General features: G+C 64.3%; 23 protein-coding genes and 1 pseudogene. 13 read left to right on the forward strand and 11 right to left on the reverse strand.

From position 1 onward, the window contains the following. Positions 1-55: 55 nt before the first annotated feature. Together GRS80_RS11085 and GRS80_RS11090 are read right to left on the reverse strand one after the other, a co-directional pair. Positions 56-1,675, reverse strand: a complete 1,620-nt coding sequence (locus tag GRS80_RS11085; protein WP_160047600.1) for a HAMP domain-containing methyl-accepting chemotaxis protein — start codon at positions 1,673-1,675, stop codon at positions 56-58. Next, positions 1,672-2,271 (reverse strand): heme NO-binding domain-containing protein, encoded by a 600-nt coding sequence (locus GRS80_RS11090; protein ID WP_160047601.1) that lies wholly within the window; start codon positions 2,269-2,271, stop codon positions 1,672-1,674. The genes GRS80_RS11085 and GRS80_RS11090 overlap by 4 nt, the downstream gene beginning before the upstream one ends. Before the next feature lie 215 nt (positions 2,272-2,486). On the opposite strand from GRS80_RS11090, the gene GRS80_RS11095 reads away from it, so the two are divergent. Beyond that, complete coding sequence (locus GRS80_RS11095; RefSeq protein ID WP_343161539.1) at positions 2,487-3,494, forward strand: AIR synthase family protein; 1,008 nt, start codon at positions 2,487-2,489, stop codon at positions 3,492-3,494. A gap of 109 nt (positions 3,495-3,603) precedes the next feature. Then, positions 3,604-4,425, forward strand: a pseudogene (thiD, locus tag GRS80_RS11100) (bifunctional hydroxymethylpyrimidine kinase/phosphomethylpyrimidine kinase); the annotation flags it as partial. 93 nt (positions 4,426-4,518) lie between these two features. Here the strand turns inward: thiD and GRS80_RS11105 are convergent. Both GRS80_RS11105 and GRS80_RS11110 read right to left on the reverse strand, forming a co-directional pair. Beyond that, a complete protein-coding gene (locus GRS80_RS11105; RefSeq protein ID WP_160047603.1) occupies positions 4,519-5,535 on the reverse strand; it encodes a GNAT family N-acetyltransferase in 1,017 nt (338 codons plus the stop codon). A 257-nt stretch (positions 5,536-5,792) separates the two neighbouring features. Beyond that, a complete protein-coding gene (locus tag GRS80_RS11110; RefSeq protein ID WP_160047604.1) occupies positions 5,793-7,049 on the reverse strand; it encodes an antibiotic ABC transporter permease in 1,257 nt (418 codons plus the stop codon). 198 nt (positions 7,050-7,247) lie between these two features. Here GRS80_RS11110 and GRS80_RS11115 point away from each other — a divergent pair, with 198 nt between their 5' ends. Continuing rightward, on the forward strand, positions 7,248-8,366 hold the full coding sequence (locus GRS80_RS11115) for a DUF354 domain-containing protein (RefSeq protein WP_160047605.1): 1,119 nt from the start codon (positions 7,248-7,250) through the stop codon (positions 8,364-8,366). A gap of 427 nt (positions 8,367-8,793) precedes the next feature. On the opposite strand, the gene GRS80_RS11120 is transcribed toward GRS80_RS11115, so the two are convergent. The 3 genes from GRS80_RS11120 to GRS80_RS11130 all read right to left on the reverse strand — a co-directional run bounded on the left by GRS80_RS11120 (position 8,794) and on the right by GRS80_RS11130 (position 12,011). After that, positions 8,794-10,116 (reverse strand): hypothetical protein, encoded by a 1,323-nt coding sequence (locus GRS80_RS11120; protein ID WP_160047606.1) that lies wholly within the window; start codon positions 10,114-10,116, stop codon positions 8,794-8,796. Further along, positions 10,113-11,213: a polysaccharide deacetylase family protein gene (locus GRS80_RS11125; RefSeq protein ID WP_235019718.1), complete on the reverse strand. Its 1,101-nt coding sequence runs from the start codon at positions 11,211-11,213 to the stop codon at positions 10,113-10,115. Before GRS80_RS11125 ends, GRS80_RS11120 begins: the two co-directional genes overlap by 4 nt. A gap of 168 nt (positions 11,214-11,381) precedes the next feature. Then, positions 11,382-12,011, reverse strand: a complete 630-nt coding sequence (locus tag GRS80_RS11130; protein ID WP_160047607.1) for a metal-dependent hydrolase — start codon at positions 12,009-12,011, stop codon at positions 11,382-11,384. A gap of 149 nt (positions 12,012-12,160) precedes the next feature. Here GRS80_RS11130 and GRS80_RS11135 point away from each other — a divergent pair, with 149 nt between their 5' ends. From GRS80_RS11135 to GRS80_RS11150, 4 genes are all read left to right on the forward strand, one after another. Beyond that, the gene (locus GRS80_RS11135; RefSeq protein WP_160047608.1) at positions 12,161-12,874 is read left to right on the forward strand and encodes an alpha/beta fold hydrolase; all 714 of its coding nucleotides are present in this window, start codon (positions 12,161-12,163) and stop codon (positions 12,872-12,874) included. Between the two features lie 198 nt (positions 12,875-13,072). Further along, positions 13,073-13,420: a winged helix-turn-helix domain-containing protein gene (locus tag GRS80_RS11140; protein ID WP_149081056.1), complete on the forward strand. Its 348-nt coding sequence runs from the start codon at positions 13,073-13,075 to the stop codon at positions 13,418-13,420. Further along, entirely contained in the window at positions 13,417-13,728 is a 312-nt protein-coding gene (locus GRS80_RS11145; protein WP_160047609.1) for a hypothetical protein, read from the forward strand. Before GRS80_RS11140 ends, GRS80_RS11145 begins: the two co-directional genes overlap by 4 nt. Before the next feature lie 573 nt (positions 13,729-14,301). Beyond that, the gene (locus tag GRS80_RS11150; protein ID WP_160047610.1) at positions 14,302-14,727 is read left to right on the forward strand and encodes a universal stress protein; all 426 of its coding nucleotides are present in this window, start codon (positions 14,302-14,304) and stop codon (positions 14,725-14,727) included. A gap of 355 nt (positions 14,728-15,082) precedes the next feature. Here the strand turns inward: GRS80_RS11150 and GRS80_RS11155 are convergent, their stop codons facing one another. Then, complete coding sequence (locus tag GRS80_RS11155) at positions 15,083-16,399, reverse strand: MFS transporter (protein WP_160047611.1); 1,317 nt, start codon at positions 16,397-16,399, stop codon at positions 15,083-15,085. A gap of 3 nt (positions 16,400-16,402) precedes the next feature. Then, positions 16,403-17,515, reverse strand: coding sequence for a rhodanese-like domain-containing protein (locus tag GRS80_RS11160; RefSeq protein WP_160047612.1), 1,113 nt, complete (start codon positions 17,513-17,515; stop codon positions 16,403-16,405). Positions 17,516-17,687: 172 nt separating this feature from the next. On the opposite strand from GRS80_RS11160, the gene GRS80_RS11165 reads away from it, so the two are divergent. After that, complete coding sequence (locus GRS80_RS11165; protein WP_160047613.1) at positions 17,688-18,422, forward strand: helix-turn-helix domain-containing protein; 735 nt, start codon at positions 17,688-17,690, stop codon at positions 18,420-18,422. Positions 18,423-18,584: 162 nt separating this feature from the next. Here the strand turns inward: GRS80_RS11165 and GRS80_RS20415 are convergent, their stop codons facing one another. Further along, positions 18,585-19,103 (reverse strand): hypothetical protein, encoded by a 519-nt coding sequence (locus GRS80_RS20415; protein ID WP_200840372.1) that lies wholly within the window; start codon positions 19,101-19,103, stop codon positions 18,585-18,587. 152 nt (positions 19,104-19,255) lie between these two features. Between GRS80_RS20415 and GRS80_RS11175 the strand changes: the two genes are divergently transcribed. From GRS80_RS11175 to GRS80_RS11190, 4 genes are all read left to right on the forward strand, one after another. Continuing rightward, complete coding sequence (locus GRS80_RS11175; RefSeq protein ID WP_160047614.1) at positions 19,256-19,585, forward strand: tRNA-binding protein; 330 nt, start codon at positions 19,256-19,258, stop codon at positions 19,583-19,585. A gap of 168 nt (positions 19,586-19,753) precedes the next feature. After that, positions 19,754-20,065, forward strand: coding sequence for a hypothetical protein (locus tag GRS80_RS11180; RefSeq protein ID WP_160047615.1), 312 nt, complete (start codon positions 19,754-19,756; stop codon positions 20,063-20,065). A gap of 347 nt (positions 20,066-20,412) precedes the next feature. Next, a complete protein-coding gene (locus GRS80_RS11185; protein ID WP_160047616.1) occupies positions 20,413-21,849 on the forward strand; it encodes an APC family permease in 1,437 nt (478 codons plus the stop codon). Continuing rightward, positions 21,846-22,568 (forward strand): universal stress protein, encoded by a 723-nt coding sequence (locus tag GRS80_RS11190; RefSeq protein WP_160047617.1) that lies wholly within the window; start codon positions 21,846-21,848, stop codon positions 22,566-22,568. Before GRS80_RS11185 ends, GRS80_RS11190 begins: the two co-directional genes overlap by 4 nt. A 71-nt stretch (positions 22,569-22,639) precedes the next feature. Here the strand turns inward: GRS80_RS11190 and GRS80_RS11195 are convergent, their stop codons facing one another. Next, entirely contained in the window at positions 22,640-23,422 is a 783-nt protein-coding gene (locus tag GRS80_RS11195; protein WP_160047618.1) for a universal stress protein, read from the reverse strand. 260 nt (positions 23,423-23,682) lie between these two features. Between GRS80_RS11195 and mutS the strand changes: the two genes are divergently transcribed. Continuing rightward, entirely contained in the window at positions 23,683-26,334 is a 2,652-nt protein-coding gene (gene mutS, locus GRS80_RS11200; protein ID WP_160047619.1) for a DNA mismatch repair protein MutS, read from the forward strand. The last annotated feature ends 246 nt before the right edge of the window (positions 26,335-26,580 follow it).

Genomic DNA, 26,580 nt, shown 5'->3' on the forward strand with positions numbered 1-26,580 from the left:
AACCGACGTCCGGTTACGGGCACGCACTGATCTGCCGTCCGACCACGACGGGGACTCACCGTGGCTCGTCCGACGCGTGAGGGATCGTTTCCGGCGTCGGCTCGGCCGTCGAGACCGCCTCCGGATCGACGTCGTCTGCGGCTCTTGCCTCGGGTAGATCGTAGCCGCGTTCGGTATCGTATCGCTCGAGATGGCGATTTAGCTGCCCGGACTGGTCGGCGAGGACGGTCGCGCTGTGGGCGACGTGGGACAGCGCATCGGCCTGTGCGGACGCCCGCTGGGCCGCTCGCTGTGCCGACAGGACGGTCTCGTCGCTCGTCTCCGCTGCCCCCTCGACCATCGCGACGACTTCCTCGGTCGACGCCGCCTGCTGTTGGGTCGCCGCCGAAATCTCCTGAACGCCCTCGTTCGTGCGTTCGGAGAGATCGGCGATTCGTTCGAGCGCCTCGGCGGCGTCCTCGACGTCGTCGACGCTTCCCTCGATGCGTTCACGACTCCGCCGCACCTCGTCGGCCGCCGACAGCGCTCGCGTTCGAAGCCCCTCGAGGCGTTCCTCGACGTCTTTGACCGAGTCGTAGACCTCCTCGGAGAGGTTCTGAATCTCGTCGGCGACGGCGGTAAAGCCTCCCTCGCCACCCTGGGTCGATCGAGAGGCCTCGATGTTGGCGTTCAACGCTAGCATGTTCGTCTGTTCGGCGATTCCGCTGATCGAGTCGATGAGACCGTCGATTCGTTCCGCCTCGTCCTCGAGCGCTTCGATCTCCGCGACGGCGCGTTCGGTCTCCTCTTCGATCACCGCCATTCCCTCGATGGCGTCGGACGCGGAGCGACCGCCATCCTGTCCGACGCGAGCCGTTTCGTCCGCGGTGTCGGCGACCTCGGACGCCGTCGCGGCGATCTCCTCGATCGTCGTCGAGAGCGACTCCATCTCCGCCGTCGCCGACCTGAGCTGTTCGTTCTGTTCGTCCGTGTCGTCGGCGACCGTCGAGAGGGCTTTACGGGTCCGCTCGCCCTCCGCCCGGACGGTCTCGATGCTCATGTTGAGTTCGCGGCTGTACGTGACGACCTCCCCGGAGAACGACTTCAGCGTCGAGAACGTCTCCTCGATCTCCGCGAGCATCTCGTTTGAGTTCCGTGCGAGGTCGCCGATCACGTCGTGGCCTCCCTCGGGATCGAACCGCTCCGTTAGATCGCCGTCAGCGACCGACCTCGTCACGTCCGCGTGGACACCAACCGTTCGCTCGAGATCCGAGAGCGTCCGATCGGTCCGCTCACTCTCCTCGAGTAGGTCCCGGATCGACGCGAGGTCCGTTGCGAGGTCGGCGACGACGTCACTCCGGTCCGTCTCGAACTCGACGCCGTGGTTCCCGTCCTCGAGTCGAGTCGTTCGCTCGCGAAGCTCCGCGACCGCGCTTCGGAGTTCGTCGCGTTCCCGCGGGGCCGACTTCGCATCCGAAACCGACGCGATCAGTATCGCGGCGAACCCGGTGGCGACGACACCGCCCACACCGGCGGCGAGCGTCGGCGTGGCGGGTTCGCCGAGTCCGAACGCGACTCCGACGGCGACGGCCACTCCGACGAGCACGATGACGACGCCGAATCCGAACGGGCGGTCGGTCTGGATCGCCGCTGGCAGCGGCGACGTCACGCCGCCACTCGAGTGCTGTGCGGTCATCGCGTCACCTCGGTTCGGCGTTCGGTCGACGCCTCGGTTCCCGACGCTCCCTCCGCGACGGGCCGTTCGACGACGAACCGACAGGCGTCGTCGCCCTCGAACATGCACGTCGTCTCCTCGACGAGGAGCGTTTCGTCGAAATGGTCGGCGACCCCTTGGATCGCACCGCGGGCGATATCACACAGCTGTCGATCCGAATCGTACGTGATCCGAACCCGGCTCTCGTCCAGCCACTCGGTTTTGACACGCGGTGTCGTCAACTCGGTGAGATCGCGCGTCCGCAACGACGTGTGAAATCGCTGGATATTCGCGAGCAGTTCGAGAGCGTCCCACTCCTCGTCGATGTGCAGGTCGTACGTCTCGAGCAGGGCCGGGACGACCCACCGGCCGTACTCTGAGAGGATCGTTCGCGGGCTCTCCCCCGTCAGGCTTCCCGCAGCACGAACGAGTTCGTAGACGTCGCCGTCGGGATAGACCGTCACGGGGACGTACACCTTCTCGTCGACGTCTGCCTCGCGCTGGATCTCGAGCCACGTCTCCTCGTCGTACGTGTCGACGACGAAATCACGAAGCGTTTTCAGTATGATTCCGTGCATTCCTCACCCCCCGATCGTCTCCAGCAGTGCGCTTGCCAAACTGTTACTCGATCCATGTTCCATAATATTTTACTCGTTTTAGACGAAAACATAATAACAGTTTCGGGAATAGTGTCATCTTAACTATGTCTGTCTGGACGAACGACAGCTGCGAGTGACGGAGGCCACGAAACTGGAACGGACGATATAAGGTGTCGAGTCCAGATCGGTCGAACGTGACCAACCTCGGCAAGATCGATCGGACGGTCTTCGAGAACGCCGTCGCGTCGAACCTCGGTGCCAGCCGCGACGACGTCGTCCTCGGACCGCAACACGGCGTCGACTTTGGAGTGATCGACGTCGACGGAACGGCGCTCGTGACCGCGACGGATCCACTCTCGATCCTCCCGGCGCTTGGCCTCGAGCGCGCGGCGCGGTTCGCCCTCGATCTCGTGCTCGCGGACGTCGCCGTCAGCGGCGTTTCCCCGTCGCATCTCTCGATCTGTTTCACCCTCCCGGCGACGATGACCGACGACGAGTTCGCGACGATCCAGTCGACGATCCACGAGGAGTGTGTCGACCTCGGCGTCGCCGTCGTCACCGGACACACGGCCCGCTACTCCGATTCGTCTCACCCCTGGGTCGGCGCGGCGACCGCGATGGGCGTCGGCGACCACGACGAGATCGTTCGCCCCGACGGCGCACGACCCGGCGACAGACTCCTGTTGACGACCGGCCCCGCCGTCGAGTCGGTCGGCCTCCTGAGCACCCTGTTCGGCGATCGAATCGCCGTTTCCGAGGACGTACTGGCCGACGCCCAGGAACGCCTCGAGGACGTCTACTGCGTCCGAGACGCCCTGACGGCGGCCGCCGCCGGACCGGTGACGGCGATGCACGACGTGACCGAAGGCGGTCTTGCGGGCGCACTGAACGAGATGGCCAACGGCGCCAGCGCCCGTTTCGAGATCGACCGCAAGGCCGTCCCGATGCGACCCGGTGTCCGGGAAGTGTGTGAGACACTCGAGATCGATCCGTGGGCCGCCACGAGTTGCGGGTCACTCGCCATCGCGGTCGATCCGGCGGGTGTCGACACCGTTCGCGGAGCGCTCGAGGATCGCGGGACCGTCGTCGCCGAAATCGGACGCGTCACCGAGGGAGAGGGCGTGGTCGTCGACGGTGATCGGCTCGACCATCCGAGCGTCGATCCGTCGTGGGCGGCCTATGCGGAACTGGCATCGCAGTAACGCACTCGAGACGGAGAGGACGGCGGTACTATTGGAACAACGGCGGCACCATCTCCGGAGGAACGATGTGACCATCATTGATTTGTATAACCGAGGTATACACGGAGGTATGCGAACGCCCACACCCGAATCCAGACCGGTCGCGTTGACGATCGCCGGAAGCGACTCCGGCGGCGGCGCGGGTATCCAGGCCGACCTCGCGACGTTCGCGACCCACGGCGTCTACGGCACGTCGGCGCTCACCGCCGTCACCGCCCAGCACACCCGCGGCGTCGACTCGTCGTTCGTCCTGCCGACCGACGAGATCGCCGCCCAGATCGACGCCGTCGTCGGCGACGTCGACGTCGGCGCGGCGAAGACGGGGATGCTCGCGACGACCGAGGTCGTCGAACTGGTCACAGAGCGCGCTCGAGGGTTCGCGTTCCCGCTCGTCGTCGACCCCGTGATGGTCGCCACCTCGGGTGACCGGTTGCTCGACGAAACGGCCGAGCGCGCCTACGAGAACCTGATCGCCGAGGCCGCGGTCGTGACCCCGAACGCCGACGAGGCCGAAGTGCTGACCGGGATCGAGATCGACGGCGAAGAGAGCGCCCGCGAGGCCGGCGAGGCGCTGCTCGAGATGGGTGCCGACGCCGCGCTGATCAAAGGTGGTCACGTCCCCGGCGAGACGGTCCGGGACGTGCTGGTCCGTCCCGGCGACGGCCCAGCGGGCGTCGAGGGATCGACGAGTACAGTGTTCGAACACGAGCGCGTCGACACCGACGCAACCCACGGCTCCGGCTGTACGCTCGCGGCCGCCATCGCCGCGAGGCTCGCGTCCGGCGACGGACTCGAGTCCGCCGTCGAGGGCGCGACGGACTTTCTGGCTCGAGCGATCGAACACCACTACGACGTCGGGCGCGGACCAGGGGCGGTCAATCACTCGATCGATCGGTGAGCACCGCCGGGTTCGTGGACGGCAACCCAAAGAGAGTTCGTGAAGCGCTCGAGCGCCGTTTTCGTCGAGCGTATCGCTCGACAGGCGTTATTTCATGCCGGCAAACGTCCGGTAGGCCGTCTTCGCGAGCGACATCTCGAGGCCCGAGGATTCGACGACGTAGTAGGGGCGCAACTCGCCGTTGAACTTCCCTTTGTACTCACAGAGACGTTCGGTGTTCGCGCCGACGAGGTCGTAGCCGATCACCGACTCGAGGGCGGGATCGGTGACCACGTCCTCTAAGATGGCCCGGTGGAGGAGGTTGTTCACGCTGACGTGGTCGTAAGAGGCGGTAACGCCGCCCTGCCAGTAGTATGCGAGTTCCGGCGCGAACAGCGTGATGATGCCGCTCTGGTAGGTGCCGTCGGGCGCTCGAGCGACGTACACCCGCCACTGGTCGTCCTCGAGCGTCGAGAGAAGATCACGCAAGAAAGGACGTGACATCGGCGCGGTGTCGTCGTACTCGGCGTACTGGTCGACGACGTCGTCGTACACCCGTAACGCCGCGTCGATTCCCTCGGTGTCGATCGAGAGATCCACGTCGTCGATCCGGCGCATCTCGTTTCGCAGGCTCTTGCTGAAGCCGGCCATGGCGTCCTCGGCGTCGGCACACCCCTCGAGGTCGACGACGTAGGTGAACTTCGGTTCGACGGAGAGGTCGTTCCAGGCGAACGGTCTCGGATCGTCGTAGTAGATATGACAGGACGATCGGAAGAGCGTCGATCGGTTGGCGACCCCGAGATCGTCGACGACGGCGGATATCAGTTCGCCGTTGATCCGTTCGGCCTTGCGGGGTTTCGGGCTATTGGGGTCGAGGATCGGGCCCAGACGAGGAACGCCCAGCGAGACGGGTGGCGAGAATGCCGTCCGTCCGATCGAACGCTCGCCGACGAAGACGGGGAGAAGACCGACCGATTGCTGTCCCTTGTAGGCGCCGTACAACCGAAGCGTCGCGTCAGTGTGATCGTCGAGAACGCGGAGTGCGTCCGGCTCGTGGAAGATCTCGTATCCGGACGACGGGAGGGCTTCGCGCCAGTCCTCGAGATCGATTCGTGTGACGTCCATGCTGGGACACCGTTTGGCCCCCGACGACGTTGTTATCCACACAGTAACCGGCCGAAGAGTGTCACGAAATCCGTTTGGCGCGTGCGTACCCTGGTACCAGTCGAGTCACAACAAAGAGCATACTCGAGGGGACGACCTCGGCGGCGGACGACCTCGAGGGCAGGGGGACGACCTCGACGGCGGCGGACGAGTTCGGCGATCGGTTGCAGAGAACGAATCGGAACGGACGATTTCACCGACTCAAACCGTTCTACCGCTCAAACCGTCGGAGAACGGTTCGACTCACAGCGGGCGAGGAGGTACTCCGAGAGCGCGTAGGCCATCCACCCCTGACACCACCGCATCAGCGTGACTCGCTTCGTGTGGTGGCGAAACTGGCGGTAGTAGAATCGCCCCTCCTCGACCTGCAGGTTCGCGAGGACCCACCGGAGGATTCTGTCGGCGAACTCGAGGTCGCCCTCGCGGGTGAACACCAGCATGCCCTGCGTGCTCGCGTGGATGTCGCGGGGGTAGGCGTTGGATTCGTCGAAGTTGGGCGCACCGTCGAGTTCGAACAGTTCAGTGCGGTAGAACTCGAGAGCGTCCTCGAGCGTCTCGCTGTACCGTTCTTCGTCGACGACGTCGCGATAGCGCTGGAAGGACTCGATGATGAAGCCGTTGTGGTGGCTGTCCATCGAGAGATGTGAGGCGTCGGCCGGAAGCCGGTAGGGCCAGCCGCCCACGTCGGTCTGGTTGGCGGCGACGTGATCTAAGATCTTCGTCGCGCGGTCGCGAAGCTCTTCGTTTCCGGTCCGTTCGTAGAGGTCGACGAACATGCCGGCCCCGAGGGCGGCGGCGTTCAGCGTGTAGGAGTCGTCGGGGTGGTTCATGTGGTAGTCGATCTTCGCACCATCCGGGACCTCCCGGTAGTTCAGGTCCTCGATCACGAACGACGGTGCGGTGCGTGCGAGTTCGGCGTACTCGGGGTCGAGATCGGCGGCGTGAAGGAGCGCCCTGACGGCGTACGTCGTCGAGACGACGTCCGGATCGCTCGGGACGCCTTTGGTATGAACGTGTTGCATCTCGTGGCGATGCCCCCCACAGAAGCCACTGTACCCCGTGATCCGTTCCTCGACGAGCCAGTTCGCGAGCCTGCCGGCCTCGCCGATCGGGTCGAACGCCGGCTCGAGCGGGGCGTCGTACTCGCGGATCAATCGGTGGTAGTTCAGGTTGGCCATCGCGAACAGCGCGGCTCCCTTGTAGTTTCGCCGGTGTTCGACACCCAACAGCGGTCTGACGTCGACCGGCGTCCGCTTGACGACCTCCTGGACGACCAGGTTGAGCACCCGATTTTCGAACGGAAGCGACTGGAGGAGCTGGCTGCTCATTCCGTCGCCGTAATCGGGGCCGATGTAGTCCCGTCTGCGTGCGTGCGCGAGCGTCGAATCGAGGACGGAGGCGTACGACGCGAGCGCTCGAGTCCGCGTTTCCGCCGGTTCCGTCGGGTTCGTCTCTGAAACGCCGTATGACTGCATCTACCGTCCTCTGGAAACATATCCACATTATTATACGCTCGCTACCCCTCGACACGAGGTCGCCGTGACGCCGTCGCCGGCGTCTGAATCCGAGTACTCGCGGACTGTAGTCGATCCAGCGAGTCGTTCCGGAGGGTATGTCCCAGATAACAAACCGCGCTCTCCCCCACTCGTCGAACAGGATACCGTGGGCTCCACATGAGATACCTGTTTTTCACCAACACACCGGCACACGTCCACCTGTACAAACACGCGGTACAGCGGCTTCGCGACCAGGGCAACGAGGTGCTGGTTCTGGCTCGCGATTACACGTGCACCGTCGACCTGCTCGAGTGGTACGACCTGCCCTACGAGGTGTACGGCAGCTGCGGGACGACGAAGGGGTCGCTCTTGAGCCGTCTCCCGGTACACTACGCCCGGGCGATCCGTCTCGCACACCGGTTCGATCCCGACCTCGTCTTCGGGATGGGCGGGTACGCGGCTCACACGGGCGCAGTCGTCGGGACGCCGACGGTGTTGCTGATCGACTCCGAACCCGCGTCGTTCGATCACACGATCTCGACGCCGTTCGCCCGGACGATCATCACGCCAAACAAGTTTCGAAAGGACCTCGGCGATCGACACTACGTCTTCCCCGGATTCAAGGAGTGTGCCTACCTCCACCCGGAGATTTACGAACCGGATCCGACGATCAGGGATCGACTCGGCGTCACACGAGACGAACCGTACGTCATCCTTCGGCTCAACGCGTTCGGCTCCCAACACGACGTCGGAAAGCGCGGAATCACCGGGAGCGCCCGTCGACGAATCGTCGAACGACTCGACGAGCACGCGACCGTCCTCGTCTCCGACGAGGGTGAAAACACCGACCTCGAGGCGCTCCCCGCTCGGCCGTTCGACCTTCACCCAGCACTGATACACGACGCGCTCGCCGAGGCGGCGTTGCTGGTCGCTGACACACAGACGATGGTCACCGAGGCGGCGTTGCTCGGGACGCCCGCGATCCGCTCGAACTCGTTCGTCGGCGACGACGACATGGGTAACTTCGTCGAACTCGAGAACCAGGGACTGATTCACAACGTCGCCTCCGTGTCGGAGATCGTCGACCGATCGCGGACCGTCCTCGACTCGGACGGCGTCGGCGAGACGTGGCAACGGAAACGCGACGAGTTCCTCGCCGACAAGGCGAACCTGACGGACGTGATCGTCGACATCGCGACGGCTCACGGCCGCGTCGGCGCACTCGATTCACTCCAGCGCTTTGGCGGAGCCTCGAGGCCAGAACCCGCCGGATCGGTCGGCGTCGGAAGCGACTGAGACGGACTGCTGTCCGTCACTGGCGGTAGGTCCCCAGCGAGTCGCGGCCCCTCCGAAATATCGTACGCACACTGTATGCGAGAAATCGGTGTCGAGTTCCGGTGCAACCGTCGGCCGATCGCGGTGTACCGACAGGTACGAATCACGTTCTCTCCACCCCAGACCGACGGGTTGGAGTGATTCTCGAGTACGAACTGATCGAACGAGCGTCGTGCGATCAGGTGTGTACTGACGTGCAGTGGCTACGATAGTACTTCGCCACGCGTCGACTGCAGGGTCGAACCGACCCGACGCCACCGAGTTCGAGCCTGCAGTGATACGGTTTACTGTAAGTCGGTACCGCCGAAACCGCGACCCGTCTGCGGTTTCGCCGGTAAATTGTTACAGCAATCCGTATGAGGCGTGGGACGCCACTAGTCCGAGGCCGCTATCGGTCCCCTCGGTACCGCCGCGTCACTGTGGCGAGTACCAGCAGCGTCGCGATGGAAACGGCGACGTGGACAACTCCTGGGGAGGGGAGCGCGTCGGACTCCTCGTCGATCGGCGTCGCATCCTGTGTGGGTGCGATCGCGAGAGCCTCGAGCGAGTCGACGTCCGCTTCGAACTGGTAGCGCTCGCCGGAGTCGTCGACCACCGTCGCGTTCGACTCGGTCCACTCGGTTCCGTCAGTCGCGTAGAGTGCGACGTCCTCGGGGTGGTAGCCGATCTCCTCGAGGGTGTCGGCCGAGACGCTGAACGCCACCGTCGCGGAGACGTCGTCGTGGTCGCTCGTCACCGTCAGGTTCGACAGCGACGCGACCTCGTGGGGTGAGTCGGTCCCGGCCGGCTGTCCGTTCGCGAAGGAGAACGCCGCGTCCTCCTCGAGGCCGGTGACGTCGATCCAGTCGAAGCTACCGTTGTCGTTCGAGTCGTTCGACGGACGGAGGGTGATCGGATCGCCGCCAGATACTCCGGTCACACTGGCGGTGAATCCATCGTCCGTCCGGTCGTACGTGACCGACGGTTCGTCACACGCACCCGTACGGATGGTTACCGGCTCGTCGAGTGCCAGTTCGAACCGTTCCGGATCGTCGGCGTCTCCCGAGAGGTACTCCCAACTGTCGATCTCGCCGTCTTCGTGCCACTCGGGGTCGTGAAGGGACTCGTTCTCGTGGAAGTCCGACGCCTCGTTGAACCCGGGCTGGATCGTCACGGCGAACTCGTCGCCGAGTCCGCCCTGGATCGCACCGCCGTCGGTTCTGGCGTCTCGCCAGATCCAGGAGGCGTACGCCCAGCCGTCGCCGCTATCCCACTCGACCATGTTCGTCTCGGCCTCGTACTTGTCGTCCTGGACGACCCACTCCGACTCCGAGGGGAGGCCGACGATATCGAACGTCACGATACCACCACTCGAGTTGCCGTGGAGTTGGTCGTGGACCATCACGAGACTCGTCCCGTCGGTCCCCTCGTGGAGCATCAGGATGCTCGTGTCGTCCTCCTGGAGGTGTGTCGTCCCGTAGGAGCTGTACTGTCTATCCTCGGGATCGGTGTCGGGGTGAGTCACGTGGTTCCGATAGTCGTAGAACGACTCGACCGTCTGAGACGTCTGAAGCGGTTCGATCGGCTCGCAGTACGTCCCTTGCTCGATGACGTACGACTCCGGCGACGCGTCCTGGGCGGTGTTACCGGCAGCGAGCGGAGCGAACCCTGTGACCGCACCCGCCGCGAGCAGTCCTGCGACGAACACGACCAACAGTCGATTCCCGCTCATGGTTCACCGCGAGCTTTCGCCGGTTCGTTCGTCGCCGTCGCTCGCTCGACGTCGTACTCGTCGTCGGGGAGACGGTCGCCGGCGGATTCTCTCGGCGGCCTCGCCCGCTTCCCCGGTTCGGTCGCCGAACGGAGATCTGACTCCCGACTCGAGGCCGCCGCGGAGTCGCCTCGTGCTCGCTCGTACGCGTCGACCAGTCGGGCGGGCGAACCGACCCAGGCGTCGAGTTCCTGGGCCCGTTCGACGAGCCAGCGGTAGAGTCGACGGTGACCGGGAAACTCTCGTTCGTTGAAAAATCGTGGATGCCAGAGGACCGTCATGACGGCGTCGTTCTCGGCCGCCTCGAGCAGGAGCCGATCACAGACGCGACGCGCGGCGTTCGGCCGCGTTCCGGGGTCCGGAAGCGCCTGGTCCATGATCGTCAGCGGGAAGACGAGGAACTCGTCGTCGAACGGTCGAATCGGTCGGTATCCCGCGTGGAACCCACACTCCGTCGTCGAGCCGAGACTCGCGTCGTACTCGAGACCAATCCGGCGGTGGTGTCGCCAGGTGTCGGAGCCGAGCCGAAGGTGGTGTTGGCGTCCACCAGTCACGGGACCGTCGAGCAGCGACTCGAGGATAGCCTTCTCCTCCCGGAGTCGGTGCGGATCGTCGGGAGAGTGATAGGAGCCGTGGAGTCCGACCTCCCAGCCACCGTCCTCGAGGTCACGGACGACGCGAGCGATCTCGTCGCTTCGGACGTCGTACCGGCCAAGGTGTTGGATCCAGTTCGACGGGGACAGCCAGTCGCTCATCGGGCGGTTCGCGAGCAGATGCTGTTCGTTCAGGAAGTAAAACGCCGAACGGACGCCCAGTTTCTCCTCCAACGTCATCAGATTCTCGAACTGCCAGTAGGGGTTCGTGTCCGAGAGCGCAGTCCGGAGGTGGTAGGTCGGTCGGCCGTTCGCCGCGTAGTAAAACGACCGAAACCCCTTGTACGGGCGGTCGACGTCGTGGGTGAGACAGAGCGCGAACTCCCCATCGACGGGCACCGTCTCGACGCGGGAGCCCTGCGTCCACGCCCGCGGAGAGTCCTGGCTTCGAGTCGTATCGCTCATCACGTCTGTACACTCATCCGTACCGATACGATAGTAAATGACAACGTACCCGGAATACCCCGATTGCACACGGACGTTCGATCCGGTAGCTCCGGCCTACTCGAGAGTCAGCCTCGATGAACGGTCAGGTATTCGCCGATGAACAGTCGGCCACTCGTCGACGACCGGTCACTCTCGTTCTTTAGTCGCCGCGTCGGGGCGGCTCGATCGACCGATTACCGCCCCGAGAGTCCGCCGTCCGAAGCCGAGACACTCCCGGAGAACCGGGGCACCGTCGGCGAGCCACAGCAAAAACACGAATCCGGCGAGTCCGAGTTGAACCCACATGTACGTCGTGAGTTCGCCGGCGAGAAGGGCCTCCTGATAGGTTCCGAACAGTCGAGTGAACTCCCCGACGAACCCGACGGGTTCGCCTGGCGATTCGATTGGATCGACAGGCCAGAGCATCACCTCGGTTCGTACGCCTTCGCCCCCGATCGAGTGATAGAGGGCGTCGGACGGGAGGTGAAGCAGGTAGCCGAGTCCGAACGCGACGCCGGCACTCGGCCGGCCGATCCGTTTCGCGAGCAACCCCACGAGTATCGAGAGCGGAACCGCGAAGAATACCGAGTGTCCCAGGGCGTATCCCGACTCGAAGACGCCGAACTCCCACGCCAGCGGTTTGTCGATGAGATCCGGCAACAGCGACGCGAACACGACCGTGAACGCCTCGAGTCCGGTCGGCGCTCGCCGGTAGTACGCGCGGCTGAACAGAGAGTACGCGAGATAGCCGGCGATGGCGTGTTCCCATGGCCACATCGGCGTGAAGTCGCGCCCTCGAGGGGTTAGTTATGGAGGTTCTACGGTCGTTCCTGGCTGGCTGCCGCTCCGGCAGTGGGCGGATCTCCCCGGACGGCCGTCGAGGCGAACCGGCAACGGTTACGGGCTGGCGCGCCACCGTTCACAGGATGGTCGAGCATCACGAGGTACCGGTCGCCGGCGGCGAGTCGGTCGCGGCGGTCCACCACGAGGCGCCGTCGAACCGCTGGTTCGTCTGCTGTCACGGCTTTCTCAGCGACAAGTCGGGGAGCTACGAGCGACGGTGTAGGCGGGCGGTCCAGGAAGGATACAACGGCGTCAGGTTCGACTTCAGAGGGTGTGGCGAGTCCGACGGCGCGTTCGTCGAGCAGGGGGTAAGCGAGAAGATCGCCGACCTCGAGGCGGTCGTCGACGACGTCGAGCCGTCGTCGATCGTCCTGTTCGGCTCGAGTTTCGGCGGGAAGGTGGCGTTTCACGCGGCGACCGGCCTCGATCGGGTCGAGGCGGTCGTGACGCGAGCGCCCGTGACTGACAACCGAGCGTTCGACAATTACCGATCAAGCGTCGCCGCCGACGGCGAGCACCGCTTCGAAACGGGGGATCGGATCGACGACCGCTTCTTCGAGGACCTCGATCGCTACCCCTTCGACGACGTGGTGTCCGCACTCGATGTGCCGGTCGCCATCTTCCACGGCACGGCGGACGAATCCGTCGACGTCGACGACAGCATCGACGCGACGCGGCGACTCGAGACGGACGTTCTCCTCCAGACGTTCTCGGCGGAGGGACACCGCTTTTCGGCCCCTGCCGAGAGCCGACTGCTCGCGCTGACGTTCGACTGGCTCGAGTCGATCCGAAGCTGACTAACCGACCGTTGACTGGTCCCGACTGACCCGGATCTGACCAGTCGAGTTCGACGGCCCCAGCGCCCGGCGTGGCGAATCGTCCGCTGGTCTGCGCCGAGACCCGGTCGTCGACGGTCGGTTCCGAGGCTGCCGGTGTTTTCTCGATCAGAGAAACCGGACCGCTTTTCATAGCGATGGCAGAACGATCAGCTACAAGTGAGTGAGGAGATCGACCTATCCACGGTGCTCTCGGTTCTCGACGACGAGTACGCACGGGAGATCCTCACCCACACGAGCGTCGAACCCATGTCTGCTAGTACCCTGAGCGAACGGTGTGACGCCTCCCTGCCGACGATCTACCGACGACTGGATCGACTCGAGGAGTGTCGACTCGTGACCGAAGAGACGGAACTCGCGGCTGATGGTAACCACTACAGCGTCTACAGCGCGAACCTCGATCGACTGGAGCTCAGCCTCGAGGACGGCGCGTTCGACCTCGAGTTGACCTACCGTGAAGAGGACGTCGCCGACAGGTTCACGAGGATGTGGGAGGGGATGCGATGACCACAGGTCCGGTCCGGATCGGCGAGACGAGCGTCTTCGAACTGTTCACTATCGCTAGCCTCTTTCTCGTCGCGCTCATGGGTGCAATCATCGCCTACCAGGCCTACCGTGGATACCGGCGCAACGACGCGACGTCGATGCTCTATCTCGCCCTCGGTCTGTTGTTGCTCACGGTCTGTCCATTTCTCGTCAACGTCACGATCACGACGGTCACGAGCGCGGACCATCTCGTCACGGTGTTCTTCGAGAACGTGAGCCGACTGCTCGGGTTGCTCGCGATCATGTACTCGCTGTACGGACGTCACTGACGCGGCTTCGACACCGCCGTCTGCTGTTCGAAACACCACTCCGTCCCCGGTACGAAATTTCGACTCCGTTCGTGACACAGAAGTTCGACGCTGTTGCGCGATACGACACTCGACGTCGTTTCAGACCGGACAGTCGAAAGAACCCGGTTGTAAAACCCACCTGAGACGGTCTACAGTCAGTGCCGGCGCACCCGCGATCGTTCGGCGGGTACGTCGGAACATCGGAACAACGAACCGTACGAGACCGTGGGAGGGCCGAAGCAAATGCGGAAGGGTGTGGCCAGGTCTCCACCGGGTGGTGTACGGGTGGACGCCACGCCGGTGGAACGGGCGTGAGATCGGTGACGGGGACAGGGGCTACGTCCACGAGGGCTGTCGTCGGATCCACACGCCGGGTAGCGGGGGACCAACGAGGGGCTTCGATCGCGCCTCGCTCCGTCCCCTACAGTTGGCTTTCGGCTGTCCCCTATTAGTGACCCCAGCGGATTCTCTGGGTCGGAAAATCCGCCCTCGAGAAACACCCACACGCGACGAGCCCACGACACTGACGTGACTCGAGTTCCGAGAACGACCATGCAGTATCTCGTCGGAACCGAATCGGTTCACACGACCGCATCGATCTGTGACTATCTCGACGGACGCATCGATACGTCGGATTCGATCACCGTCGTCGCGGTCGTCGACGACCCGTCCGCCCGCCGTGATCGGCAGGAAGCGTTGAACGTCGCCGCCGTCCGACTCGCGGCTGCGGGATCCGTCGACACGGAACTCCGGGAACCCGACGACGCGGACGACGGTGTGACGGTGGCGAGCGCGTTACGAGACTCCGCAGCGATGCTCGAGGCGGACGAGATCGTGATCGGGGCACGTGGATGGCGTCCGGACGATGACAATCGAGAAGAGCCGTCCGGTCTCGGCTCGACCGCTCGAGAACTCCTCGGCAGCGCGACCCGTCCGATCGTCGTCGTTCCGGGGGCAACGCCCTATAGTAACAACTGAAACGATTCACACATCGATCGCCGATCCGTCTGGCGATCGAGTGTGCAATGACTTTCAGTGGCTACTATAGTTCACGATTCGGTGTCACATCGTAACCGTCGGCTACAGACCTGACCGCACACGGCACGCGTTCCCCGGCTGGTTCCCACGACCTCGCCAGAAACAGCTCCGACAGCCGTCTCAGCGGTGCTGTTGGTTCGGCGGTGATCATCTGGGTCGAGTCGTGATACGGACCGCAATGGGTCGGTCCCCGTCGATCGCTCGCCGGTCTGCGATCGACTGGCAATCAGTCATCACAGACCGTACGAAAGAACAGCGAGCGTTGCATCTATCGAAGATTCGAAATAACCGAATATCAGTCCTCGGAACCGGTTTTGCTGGCCTCGAGGTCGACCGACGGTGGTTCGTGCGTTCCGAGTTCTGGATGGGTTTCTTCCATCCAGAGGACAACCAACCCTCCCGAGAGGAACATCGCGATAGCGGTACCGTAGAAGGCGGCCTCGATCGAGAGCAGATCGACGGAGAGACCGATGAGGACGGCTCCAACGGCGTAGCCAAGATCACGCCAGAGCCGATAGACCCCGAGACCCGTCGAACGCCACAACGGGTGAGCCGCGTCGCTGGCGACTGCGATCAGGTTGGGGTAGTGCAGTGCCATCCCAACACCCGAAATCGCCGACAAAAGGATCCAGAGGTAATACCCCTCCACGAGAACCATCCCGAGGACGCCCGCTCCAGCGAGGAAAAAGCCGACGACGATCGGCGGCTTACGTCCGACTCGGTCACCGAGGCGGCCGGTGTAGACCTGCAGGAAGTACGCGGCACTGTGGACGCCGACAACGACGCCGACCTGGGCAACACCGAGACCCTGGGAGACAAGGAAGATGGGGAAGGCGATCCAGACGAGCGTGTCGACGAAGTTCTCGACGTGTCCCGCCTGGGCTGCGGTAAAGAGCGTCCGGTCCTTGTAGGTCGCGCGTTTGACGATCTCGGTGAACGAGAGGTCGGCCTCGCTCGTTCCGCCGTCAGCTTCGACGCCGTCGCCATCGTCGTCGAGATCTGCTGCCTCCGCTTTCGCGTAGGGAAGGGTTTCCTCGATCAGGACGATCGCGATGAGCAAGGCGACGACGATCACCGCCGCGAGGAAGTAGAACGGTTCCGGCCGAAGGCTGTACTGAGCCGCGATCACGCCGGTGAGCCACGCGCCGGCGGCGACGCCGGTGTAGCCGAAGGCCTCGTCGAGCCCTGCGGCGAGCCCACGCTGGTTGGGGCCGGCGAGTTCGATCTTCGAGATCATGCTCATGCTCCAGGCAACGCCCTGGTTGACCCCGAGCAAGACGTTCCCGACGGCGATCCAGCTCCAACTCGGCGCGTAGATCAGGATGAACGGGATCGGGATCGCAGCGATCCAACCCGCGATCAGGATCGGCTTGCGCCCGTAGGCGTCGGCCCACTTCCCCGAATACAGGTTGAGTACGGCCTTGACGATCCCGAAGCTCACGACGAACGAGCCGATCACCAGCAGGGACTCGACGCCGAAGGTCTCCTCGCCCATGATAGGCACGACGTTTCGCTGGGACCCCATCGTGAGCCCGACGGCGAAGACCGTGAATATCTGAAGCGTAAACTGTCGCCAGTTTCGGCGGATACCCTGTGCGTACTCGCCGCTCATGGGTTATTCGGCCGCACAACGGTTTGGGCCGAGCTCGAGTTCGTCCGCCTCTTCGTCCGAAATCTCCTCGGTGCCGACGTTGGCGAGCTTGATTCGCTCGAAGTTCGCCGGCTGGTCAGGGATATCGCCGGCCAGTGCCGCGACTAACGTCTCCCGGTCCTGGCCGAACGCTTCGTTGCGCTCTTCGACCTCGCTCAGACGGGCGGCCACCGGCGGCTGGGGGCTCCCAGGGTCGTGAGCCGGCAACACGAGCGGATCGCCCTCGACGGTGCGCAGCCCCTCTAAACTCTCGTAGAGCGTCTCGGCGTTGTCCTCGACGTCCGTCTCCTCGAGTCCAGCGTCGACACCGAGTTCGACCCGACCGACGCTGTCGTGAAAGAGCGTGTCGCCGGTCAGGAGTGCCTCGTCCTCGAGAGCGTAGGTGACGCTGCCTGGGCTGTGACCGGGCGTGTGAATCACGTCGATCGTTACGACACCGACCTCGAGACCGTCGCCGTCCTCGACGCGCGTCGCGTCGATTCCATCGTCGTCGGCGGGATGGAGATAGTAGGGCGCGTCGTGAGCTTCGGCCAGTGTCTGCCCGCCGGAGACGTGGTCGGCGTGGGCGTGGGTGTCGAAGACACCCGCAAAATCGGCGTCGTGCGCCTCGAGAATTGCCTCGTACTCCTCGGTGTACTGCGAGGGTTCGAAGACTGCGGCCTCGCCCTCGGAGATCAGAACGTGAGAGAGACAGCCCGTGCCAGGGCGGGCGACCTGGATCAACTCGCCCTCGAGACCGACGTCGAGGGGAGCGGTGCGGTGAACGCGGGCCCAGCCGTTCATGCCGTCTACCAGGGTTTTGGCGTCGTAGCCCTGTTCCTGGAGCAAGTCTGTCGCGTCGGCGGCGAGTACCCCCGCTGCACAGACGGTAACGACCTCACCGTGTTCCGGCAAGTCGGCCAGCTCCTCGGCTGCCGCGTCGGGATCGTCTTTCAGTTCGTCGTAGACGTCGACGTTTTCACTTCCCGGAATGTGCCACTCACGAAAGTCCGTCTCGTCGCGGACGTCGACGAGTCTGAGGTCGTCGTCTCCTCGTTCGAGCCGTTCTGCGACTGTTTCCGGCGTGATTTTTGCCATCGACGTCCCGTAGGGACAGTAGGGGCATATCACCGGTGCCAGCTATAACTGGCACCTCTGGTTCCCTGGTAAACGGGGGTGGAAGGCAGTGACAAGTCACGACGCGCCCCCTGTCTGGCCGGTGCCGGTCATAGCCGGCAACACTATTCACTGTCGAATCCTCGTACTACGTATGGGAATGTACGAAGTGTCGTTCAAACTCCGCCACGAGTGTCCCTATCGAGAGATCTCCGAGCGATTTCCGGGGGTGTCGATCCGCGAGTGGTACCTTCGGGACTGCCAGGTCCTCGAGATCACCGCGTTGGACGCCGACGATGGCGAGTTGCTCGAGGTGATCGACGGTCTCGGGACGGTTCTGCACACCGCAGTCGACGGTTCGGACCTGAACGTGATCGTCCAGTCGTGTTCCTGCCCCATCGAGGAGTCCATCGTCCGGAAGTTCGAACGTCACAACTGCGTACATCTCCCGCCGACGGTGTACCGAAACGGCTGGGAACACTATTCTGTGATCGGATTCGACGAGAACGACGTCACTGCCCTGTTAGCGGAACTCGACGAGGACCGGGAGATCGACATCCTCTCGAAGACGTCGATCGAGGAGCGCCACGTTCCCCACAGTTCGTTGCTCTCGGTCGACCGGCTGTTCGACGGACTCACGAAACGCCAGCTCGAGGCCCTGCGGATCGCGCTGGATGCGGGCTACTACAATCAGCCCCGGGACGCGTCGATCGAGGAACTTGCCGAAGAGACGACCGTCGCCCGAGCGACCTTCGAAGAACACCTGCGGAAAGCCGAAAACAAACTCGTCGAGAACGCCGGCCAGTTCGTTCGCCTCCTGACCGAAACCCAGGAGGATGTGTTACGGGCGGGACCACAGCGTGCGCCGACGACCGCTGATAGTGATTGATCGATCCTGTCTCGAGTAAGTTCTCGAGTCAATTTTCACCGACCGGTCAAACAGCGAGACCGGGAAGTGGTCGCCGGACGGCTCTCTCGGCGAACGATCACAGACCAGCTCTCTTGGACAACGATCACGGACTAGCTCTCTCGGCGCTCGAGTCGTTCCGTCTCAGTTCTCCGGACCGGTACGAAACGGATCGTCGAGTTCACCTGGCCCGTCGTACGACGCGCGGATCGCGTCGAGGTGCGACGGCGCGTCGGGGTTCGACGCCGAGACGTCTCCGGCGCCCGGGACGACCGGCGATCCGTTCAGGAACCCTTCGACGCCGGTAATCACCGGGCCGTACGCGAACTCACCGAACTCCTCGTGGGCGCAGACGACGCGTCCGCCGTCGACGCGACCGACCGGTTCCGAAATCGTCCCGACGAGTCCGGCCTCGTCCCACCAGCACAGCGAGACGATCACGTCCTCGAGATCGCCGTCGATTCGCACGGTCTCCCGATCGGGAAACTCGATCACGGGCGGTTCGGTCATCGATTCACAGCGGACGACGCCATCCGATCGTCCCCACTCGCCTCGAGTTTCGGCACTGTCGTCGGATTCTGCCCACGGAACGGCGGTCGCTGGAGTCGTTCGATCAGGGTAGACGGTGCTGTTCGCTGTGAACAACTGGCGAACATACCTCACGATAGTTCGACCGGACGTATCAATCATTGGTCACGAGTCGATGACTCTCACACAACGAGCAACGGACCATTCGCGGAGCGCGAACGCCGGTCCACTCGAGTCGTCTCGCTCGCGCTCGTCGGGTTTTTGTGGGCCGGTCGCCCACTCGGCGTATGGTCGAGAATCCGTTCGACGCGGAGATCCGCGTCGGTGAGGTCCTCGAGGCCGAATCGTTCCCGGAGGCGAACAAACCGAAGATGACGAAGCTGTGGATCGATCTCGGCGAGGAACACGGCGAGATCCAGTCCGCTGGACAGCTGGATCACCACTACGATCCGGACGAACTCGAGGGAAAACAGGTGTTGTGCGCGACGAATCTCGGCTCCGTCCGGATCGCGGGATTCAACTCCGAGGCGTTGACGGTCGGCGTCCCCGACGAGGAGGGGTTTCCGGTACTCGTCGAGCCGGAGACCGACGTGCCACTCGGCGGCGTGCTGTTCTGATCGAACCGCGATAGTCGCCGCTGACACCGAGAACGGAACGGTTTTCCGGTTCGCCACGAACACGTTTCGGACGACGAGAACGCGGATCGAGGCGGAGCAGAGCTGACGGAGGCTGACCTCGAAGCGGCGGTCCAGGAGACTGTCGAGCGCTCGCTCGCGTTCCTCCGGATGGCACTGTTGGATCAACAGCTCGCGATGGGCTCGAGAGTGGGAATCTTCATGGAACAGATAGCGGAACTCGAGCACCGCCGAGAGGACGTTCGTGAGGACCTGGAGGAGACCGTCGACGAACTCACGGAGTTCGCAGAGCGAATCGACGAGGGGACGAGAGAGATCGACGACTACGCGAAAGAGCAGTCGGCGTCGACCTCCGAGACCGAAGCGCTCGTCGATGCAAACGGGGAGGCGAGACAGCGGGTGACCCGGATCGTCTCGATCGTCGACCAGTTGACCGAAGTCGACGACGGGACGTCAGTTTAGTACTCAGCCACGCGTCGACTGCAGGGTCGAACTCGGTGACGTGGGTCGGTTCGACCCTGCCGGGAAGACGTGGGAGGCCACTGGGGTAACAGCCCCCATCGAGGCGTCACGTACACCACGGAACTCGCAGGGCTTTTGCGGTCGAGATCCACTCCAGACACGATCGAGACGACGGGTATCGTCGGAGAGTTCTTCGCGATCGGAGAAGGCTCGACAACGTCACACAGTATCCGAAAGCACCTGTCGAGTGCGGCTATTTGATGTCAGTCCCAATCAGTACGAGGACGAACACTTTCGTGAGTCAGAAATAGCAGTAAACCTATCCGTCGGGCGAGAGCACAACCAGTATGGACGGCGATCCGCCACCGACGCAGGGACCGTCGGCCGAGGGGACCAACGTCGAAGGGGAGTCACCGCAGGTCGAGCCGACGGTCGAAACCGAAGAGGCGACGATTACCGACGACGCCGAACTCGAGCGAACGCTCGGACTCTCCGGCGGCCTCGCGATCGGGATCGGAACGATGATCGGAGCGGGGATTTTCGTCTTTCCGGGGCTGGCAGCGGGCAACGCGGGACCGGCCGCGTCGGTCTCGTTCGCCATCGGCGCCGTCGTCGCGTTACTGGTCGCGTTGCCGGCATCGGAACTCGCGACGGCGATGCCGAAAAGCGGCGGCGGTTACTACTTCATCTCGCGCGGACTCGGCTCGCTTGCCGGGGCCGTCGTCGGACTCTCGTTGTGGTTCGGGCTGGTGTTCGCCACGGCGTTTTACCTCGTGGGCTTTGGCTACTACGCCGTCGACACGCTGGCCGAGTTGGGTATCGCGGTCGGGGCGGAGTTGGTCATCCCGATCGCGTTGCTGTTCGGCGTGGGCTTTACCGTGTTGAACGTCACCGGGACCGAAAACGCGGCGAAACTCCAGAACGGCGTCGTCGCGTTGTTGCTGTCGATACTGATCGTGTTCCTCGGATACGGCGGGCTCGACGCCGCCGGGCTCCTGGGCGAGCCGACGGCTCCCGAACAGTTCGCCCCGGAAGGAACCTTCCCTGTGTTTACGACGGCGGCGCTGGTGTTCACCTCGTATCTCGGCTTCGCACAGGTGGCGACCGTTGCCGGCGAGATGAGAGATCCCGGCCGAAACCTGCCACTGGCGATGGTCGGATCGGTGCTCGTCGTCGGGGTTCTCTACGTGGTGACGATCTTCGTCGCGACGAGTGCGTTCGGCAGAGAAGCGCTCGCGGGGTTCGGTGAGACGGCGATGGTCGAGGTCGGCCGCCACTATCTCGGCCCGGTCGGCGCGTTCGCGATCGTCTTCGGCGGCTTACTCGCGACGATGTCCAGCGCTAACGCGTCGGTGCTCAGCACGTCTCGAGCCATCTACGCGGTCTCGCGGGACGCCCTGTTGCCCCAGCGAGCGAGCCGGATCAATCTCCGGTACGGAACGCCACACGTCGCGCTGGGACTGGCCGGCGGACCGATTCTGGTGTTGACGGCGACGGGACGCGTCGAACTGCTCGCCGAGGTCGCGTCGTTTCTCCACCTCATCATGTACGGGCTGATCTGCGTGGCGCTCATCGCGTTGCGTCGCGACGAGCCGGAGTGGTACGACCCCGACTTCCGGGTGCCCGGTCATCCCGTCGTCCCGGCGCTCGGTGCGATCTGTAGTTTCGCGTTGATCCTGTTCATGCAACGCGCTTCGCTGTACGTCGGTGGCGGGATCATGCTCCTGACCGTCGGCTGGTACTTCTACTACGCGCGCGACGTCGAACTCAAAGGTGCACTATGACACGCATACTCGTTCCGCTGAAAATACTCGAGGGTGAATCGATCTCGGCCGGGCTGACGGAGTTACTCGAGCCGATGAACGTGACCGTGCTGGGCTATCACGTCCTGCCGGAACAAACGCCGCCGGACCAGGCCCGGTTGCAGTACGAAGAGCGCGCGACGGACGCACTCGAGGATCTCGCGACCGAATTCGGGGCCGGCGAGGGGACCGCCGACTACCGACTGGTCTTCACCCACGATCGCAAGCAGACGTTCGACCGGGTCGCCGCGAAGACAGCGTCGGACGTCTACGCCATTCCGGGAGCGACCGGTCCGGTCGAACGACTCCTCGTGGCGCTTTCGGGCGACGTCGCCGTCAACCGGATCGTCTCGTTCGTCGCGCAACTGGTCGGCGACCGCGAGATCGACGTCACGCTCTTTCTGGCGACCGACGAGGAGGGCGCCGGTCGAGAACTCCTCGAGACGAGCGCTCAGGTGCTCTCCGAAGACGGAATCGCGGTTCGAACCGAACTCGCGGTCGGCGAACCGCCGCTCGAGGCGCTCGTCGCCGCCGCCGTCGATCACGACGCCATCGTCATGGGCGAACGCGCGCCGTCACTCCGGACGCTCGTTTTCGGCGAGGAAGCCGAACGCGTCGCGACCGAGTCGGTCGGCCCGGTACTCGTCGTTCGACGTGGCGAGGGTCACGCCGACCGGTCCGCGGGTGGGGAAGAGTCCTAATCGGGAATCTCTCGAACCGGTGATGTGTCACCTGTCGTAGAGGGCCAGGCGGCGTCACCGGTCGCGACGGATCAGGTGGCGTCGCCGTGTTCGTCTCCGGGGACAGCCGATTCGTCCGTATCTGCGACCTCGAGATACTCCCCGCGGATCACGAGAACGGGGTCGACGGTCTTTCTGGCGAGCGTTTTCGCCCGGTCGCGGAAGATGAACCGACGAATCGACGGGCGACTCTCGCCGACGACGAGCAGGTCGTGCTCACCCGCTACATTCAGGATCTCACGCGACGGCGAGCCGTCGACGCTGAGCGCCGTGTCGACTCGATCGCGATCGACTCCGACTGCGATCAGTTCGTCGACGGCGTCGTCGAGAAGCTCGGACCCACGGTCGCGGTCACCCTCGTCGGAGGCGACGTGGAAGAGGGTCACATCGAGGTCGGTGCCGGCGACTAGTGCGCCGAGTAACTGGGCGATGTACTCGAGGTTGACGTCGCTCCGGACCGCGACGAGGACCGACTCGAGAACGGGTGCGGGATTGACCAGCAGGACGCCGTCACACCCCGTCTCGACGGCGACCCGCTCGAAGGTCTCGAGGCGATCGTGGGTGAAGACGATCCGAGTGGAGACGTCGAGGCAGCCGGCGTCTTCGAACGTTTGCTGGACGTCGTCGAGTTCGTCGCGCACGCGGGATTCGTACTGGTCACGTGCCTGGCCGGTACCGGTCTGGTCGGGAACCACCCGGTAGCCGAGCAACACGACGGGAACGGACGCGAACGCGTCGACGACCGTCCGGGGAACGGAGTCGCCGCCGAGGACGTCGATCGGGATCAGGACGCGATGGTCGCGGGGTGCAGCCATTCTGGGAGTCGTTTCACGAGATAGGACGGCGACCGTAATAGAACCGGCACGAACGCAGTGATTAGTGTCACAGCTACCGATATGTGATACGAGAAAACGGCGCCCGTACCGTCGGGCAACGATGTGCCGACACGACCGTGGCCGTTCCCGGTCGCGTCGGTATTGCGTGAGGACAGTCCGCGCAGACCGCCGGAGGCTCGGGACGGTCACTTCACCGCGGATCCCGCAGGGTTTTTGTCGTGGCCCGCCAGTCACCGCACATGACCGAGGCGACGGGGATCGTCGGGGAGTTCTTCTCTCTCAAAGAGGGGACCGACGCGGAGTTGTTGGCGATGCAGTGTGGCGATTTCTACGAATTCTTCGGCGAGGACGCTGAATTCGTTAGCGACGAACTCGATCTGAAAGTCTCCCAGAAGTCCTCCCACGGCTCGTCGTATCCGATGGCCGGCGTTCCCGTCGACGACCTCACGCCCTACCTCAAGGCGCTGGTCGAACGCGGCTACCGGGTGGCCGTCGCCGACCAGTACGAGACCGACGACGGACACGCACGAGAGATCGTCCGCGTCGTCACACCCGGAACCTTACTCGAGACCGCCGAGGCTGACGCCCAGTATCTCGCGACGATCGTCGAGGCAGACTCGAGCGGGCACTCGTCGACGGGCTACGGGCTCGCGTTCGCGGACGTGACGACCGGGCGGTTCCTCGTCGCCGACGCCGAGGACGTCGACGAGGCGCTGACGGAACTGTATCGATTCGATCCCGTCGAGATACTGCCGGGCCCCGAGGTGCGAAGTGACGACGAGCTGTTGAACGCCGTCCACGAGCGCACCGAGGCGACACTGACACTCCACGAGACGGAAGCGTTCGCGCCCAAACGGGCCGACCACGCCGTCCGCGACCAGTTCGGCCGCGAGACGATCGACCGCCTCGGGGTCGGCGCGTCCGCGATCGCGGCCGCCGGCGCGATCCTCTCGTACGTCGAGGAGTCGGGAACCGGCGTCCTGGCGTCGATGACCCGCATCCAGACCCATCAGGGCGACGATCACGTCACGCTCGATGCGACGACCCAGCGAAATCTCGAGCTAACGGAAACGATGCACGGCGACGGCGAGGGCTCGCTGTTCGAGACGATCGATCACACCGAGACGAGTGCCGGGGCCCGCCTGTTAAAGGAGTGGCTCCAGCGCCCGCGGCGGTCCCTCGAGGTCCTCGAGACCCGACGGGAGAGCGTCGCGGCACTCTCGTCGGCGGCGCTCGCTCGTGATGAGATCCGCGAGACGCTCGGCGACGCGTACGACCTGGCGCGACTCGCCTCGAAGGCGAGTCACGGAAGCGCCGACGCGCGGGACCTGCTCGCGGCCCGGGAGACACTCGCCGTTCTCCCGAAACTCGTCGAGATCGTCGAGAGCGACCCCGAACTCGCCGACTCGCCGCTGTCAGCGGTCGTCGACCGACCCGATCGAGTGGCCGCGGCGACCCTCCGTGAGCGACTCGAGGAGGCCATCGCGCCCGAGCCGCCGTCGACGGTGACCCAGGGTGGGCTCTTCCAGCGAGGTTACGACGACGAACTGGACGAGGTGATCGACCGCTACGAGGAACTCGAGGAGTGGTTCGGAACGCTCGCCGACCGCGAGAAACGCCAGTACGGCCTCGCACACGTCACCGTCGATCGGAACAAGACCGACGGCTACTACGTCCAGGTCGGCAAATCCGCGGCCGACGGCGTCCCCGACCACTACGAACAGATCAAGACGCTGAAGAACTCGAAGCGGTTTACGACCGACGAACTCGAGGAGAAAGAACGGGAGATGCTCAGACTCGAGGAGCGACGCGGCGACCTCGAGTACGAACTGTTCGAAGCGCTTCGCGAGGACGTGGCGGCGCGGGCCGAACTCCTCCAGGACGTCGGGCGGACGCTCGCGACCGTCGACGCCCTCGCGAGTCTGGCGACCCACGCGGCGGAAAACCGGTGGATCGCACCCGAGTTACACCGGGGAGATCGCCTCGAGATCGAACAGGGACGCCACCCCGTAGTCGAACAGACGACCGAGTTCGTCCCGAACGACGTCGGGATGACCGACGACCAGCAGTTTCTGGTCGTGACCGGGCCCAACATGTCCGGGAAGTCGACGTACATGCGCCAGGTGGCCTGTATCGTCCTTCTCGCGCAGGTCGGTAGTTTCGTCCCGGCGAAGCGAGCGGAGATCGGCCTCGTCGACGGGATTTTTACCCGCGTCGGCGCGCTCGATGAACTCGCCCAGGGTCGATCCACGTTCATGGTCGAGATGAGCGAACTCTCGAACATCCTGCATACGGCGACCGAGGAGTCACTCGTCATCTTAGACGAGGTTGGCCGCGGGACGGCGACGTACGACGGCATCTCGATCGCCTGGGCGGCGACCGAGTACCTCCACAACGAAGTGGGTGCGAAGACGCTGTTTGCGACCCACTACCACGAACTGACTGGCCTCGCGGAGAACCTCCCTCGCGTCGCAAATGTCCACGTCGCCGCCGACGAACGCGACGGCGACGTCACCTTCCTCCGGACCGTCCGCGAGGGGCCGACCGACCGCTCTTATGGCATCCACGTCGCCGACCTCGCCGGCGTCCCCGGTCCCGTCGTCGACCGCGCTCGAGACGTCTTAGATCGCCTCCGCGAGGAGAAAGCCATCGAGGCCAAAGGCGGCTCGAGCGAGCCGGTCCAGACCGTCTTCGACCTCTCGAGCGGCCAGTTCCGCGGGCCGGCGAACGCCGATGGCGGGGAGCCACCCGAGGCCGGCGAGACGAACGAGTCGATCGATTCCGAGGCGAACGACGTCCTCGAGGACCTCGAGTCGATCGACGTCAACGAGACGCCCCCGGTCGAGTTGATCACGAAGGTCCAGGAGTGGCAGCGGCGACTCGAGGAGTGAGACGGACTGCCGTCCCGTCGGATCGGTTCGCCCCAGGACGGGTCACAGTTACGCTGGGGGACGATCCCATCCGACGCCGTTCGGCCGCCGCTGGTCGCGGTTCCCGAGGACGGTACTGAACGGGTCGGGCGGGCAGTCGACGACCTGCTCGAGGTCTGAACTCCCGCGTTGTTCCCGCGCGTAACACCTATTGATGCTCGAGCGCAACCCACAGCCAGTATGAACGGGGATAGAGGGCAGTTCGAC

Source organism: Natrialba sp. INN-245, from assembly GCF_009807105.1.
GTDB classification, from domain to species: domain Archaea; phylum Halobacteriota; class Halobacteria; order Halobacteriales; family Natrialbaceae; genus Natrarchaeobius; species Natrarchaeobius swarupiae.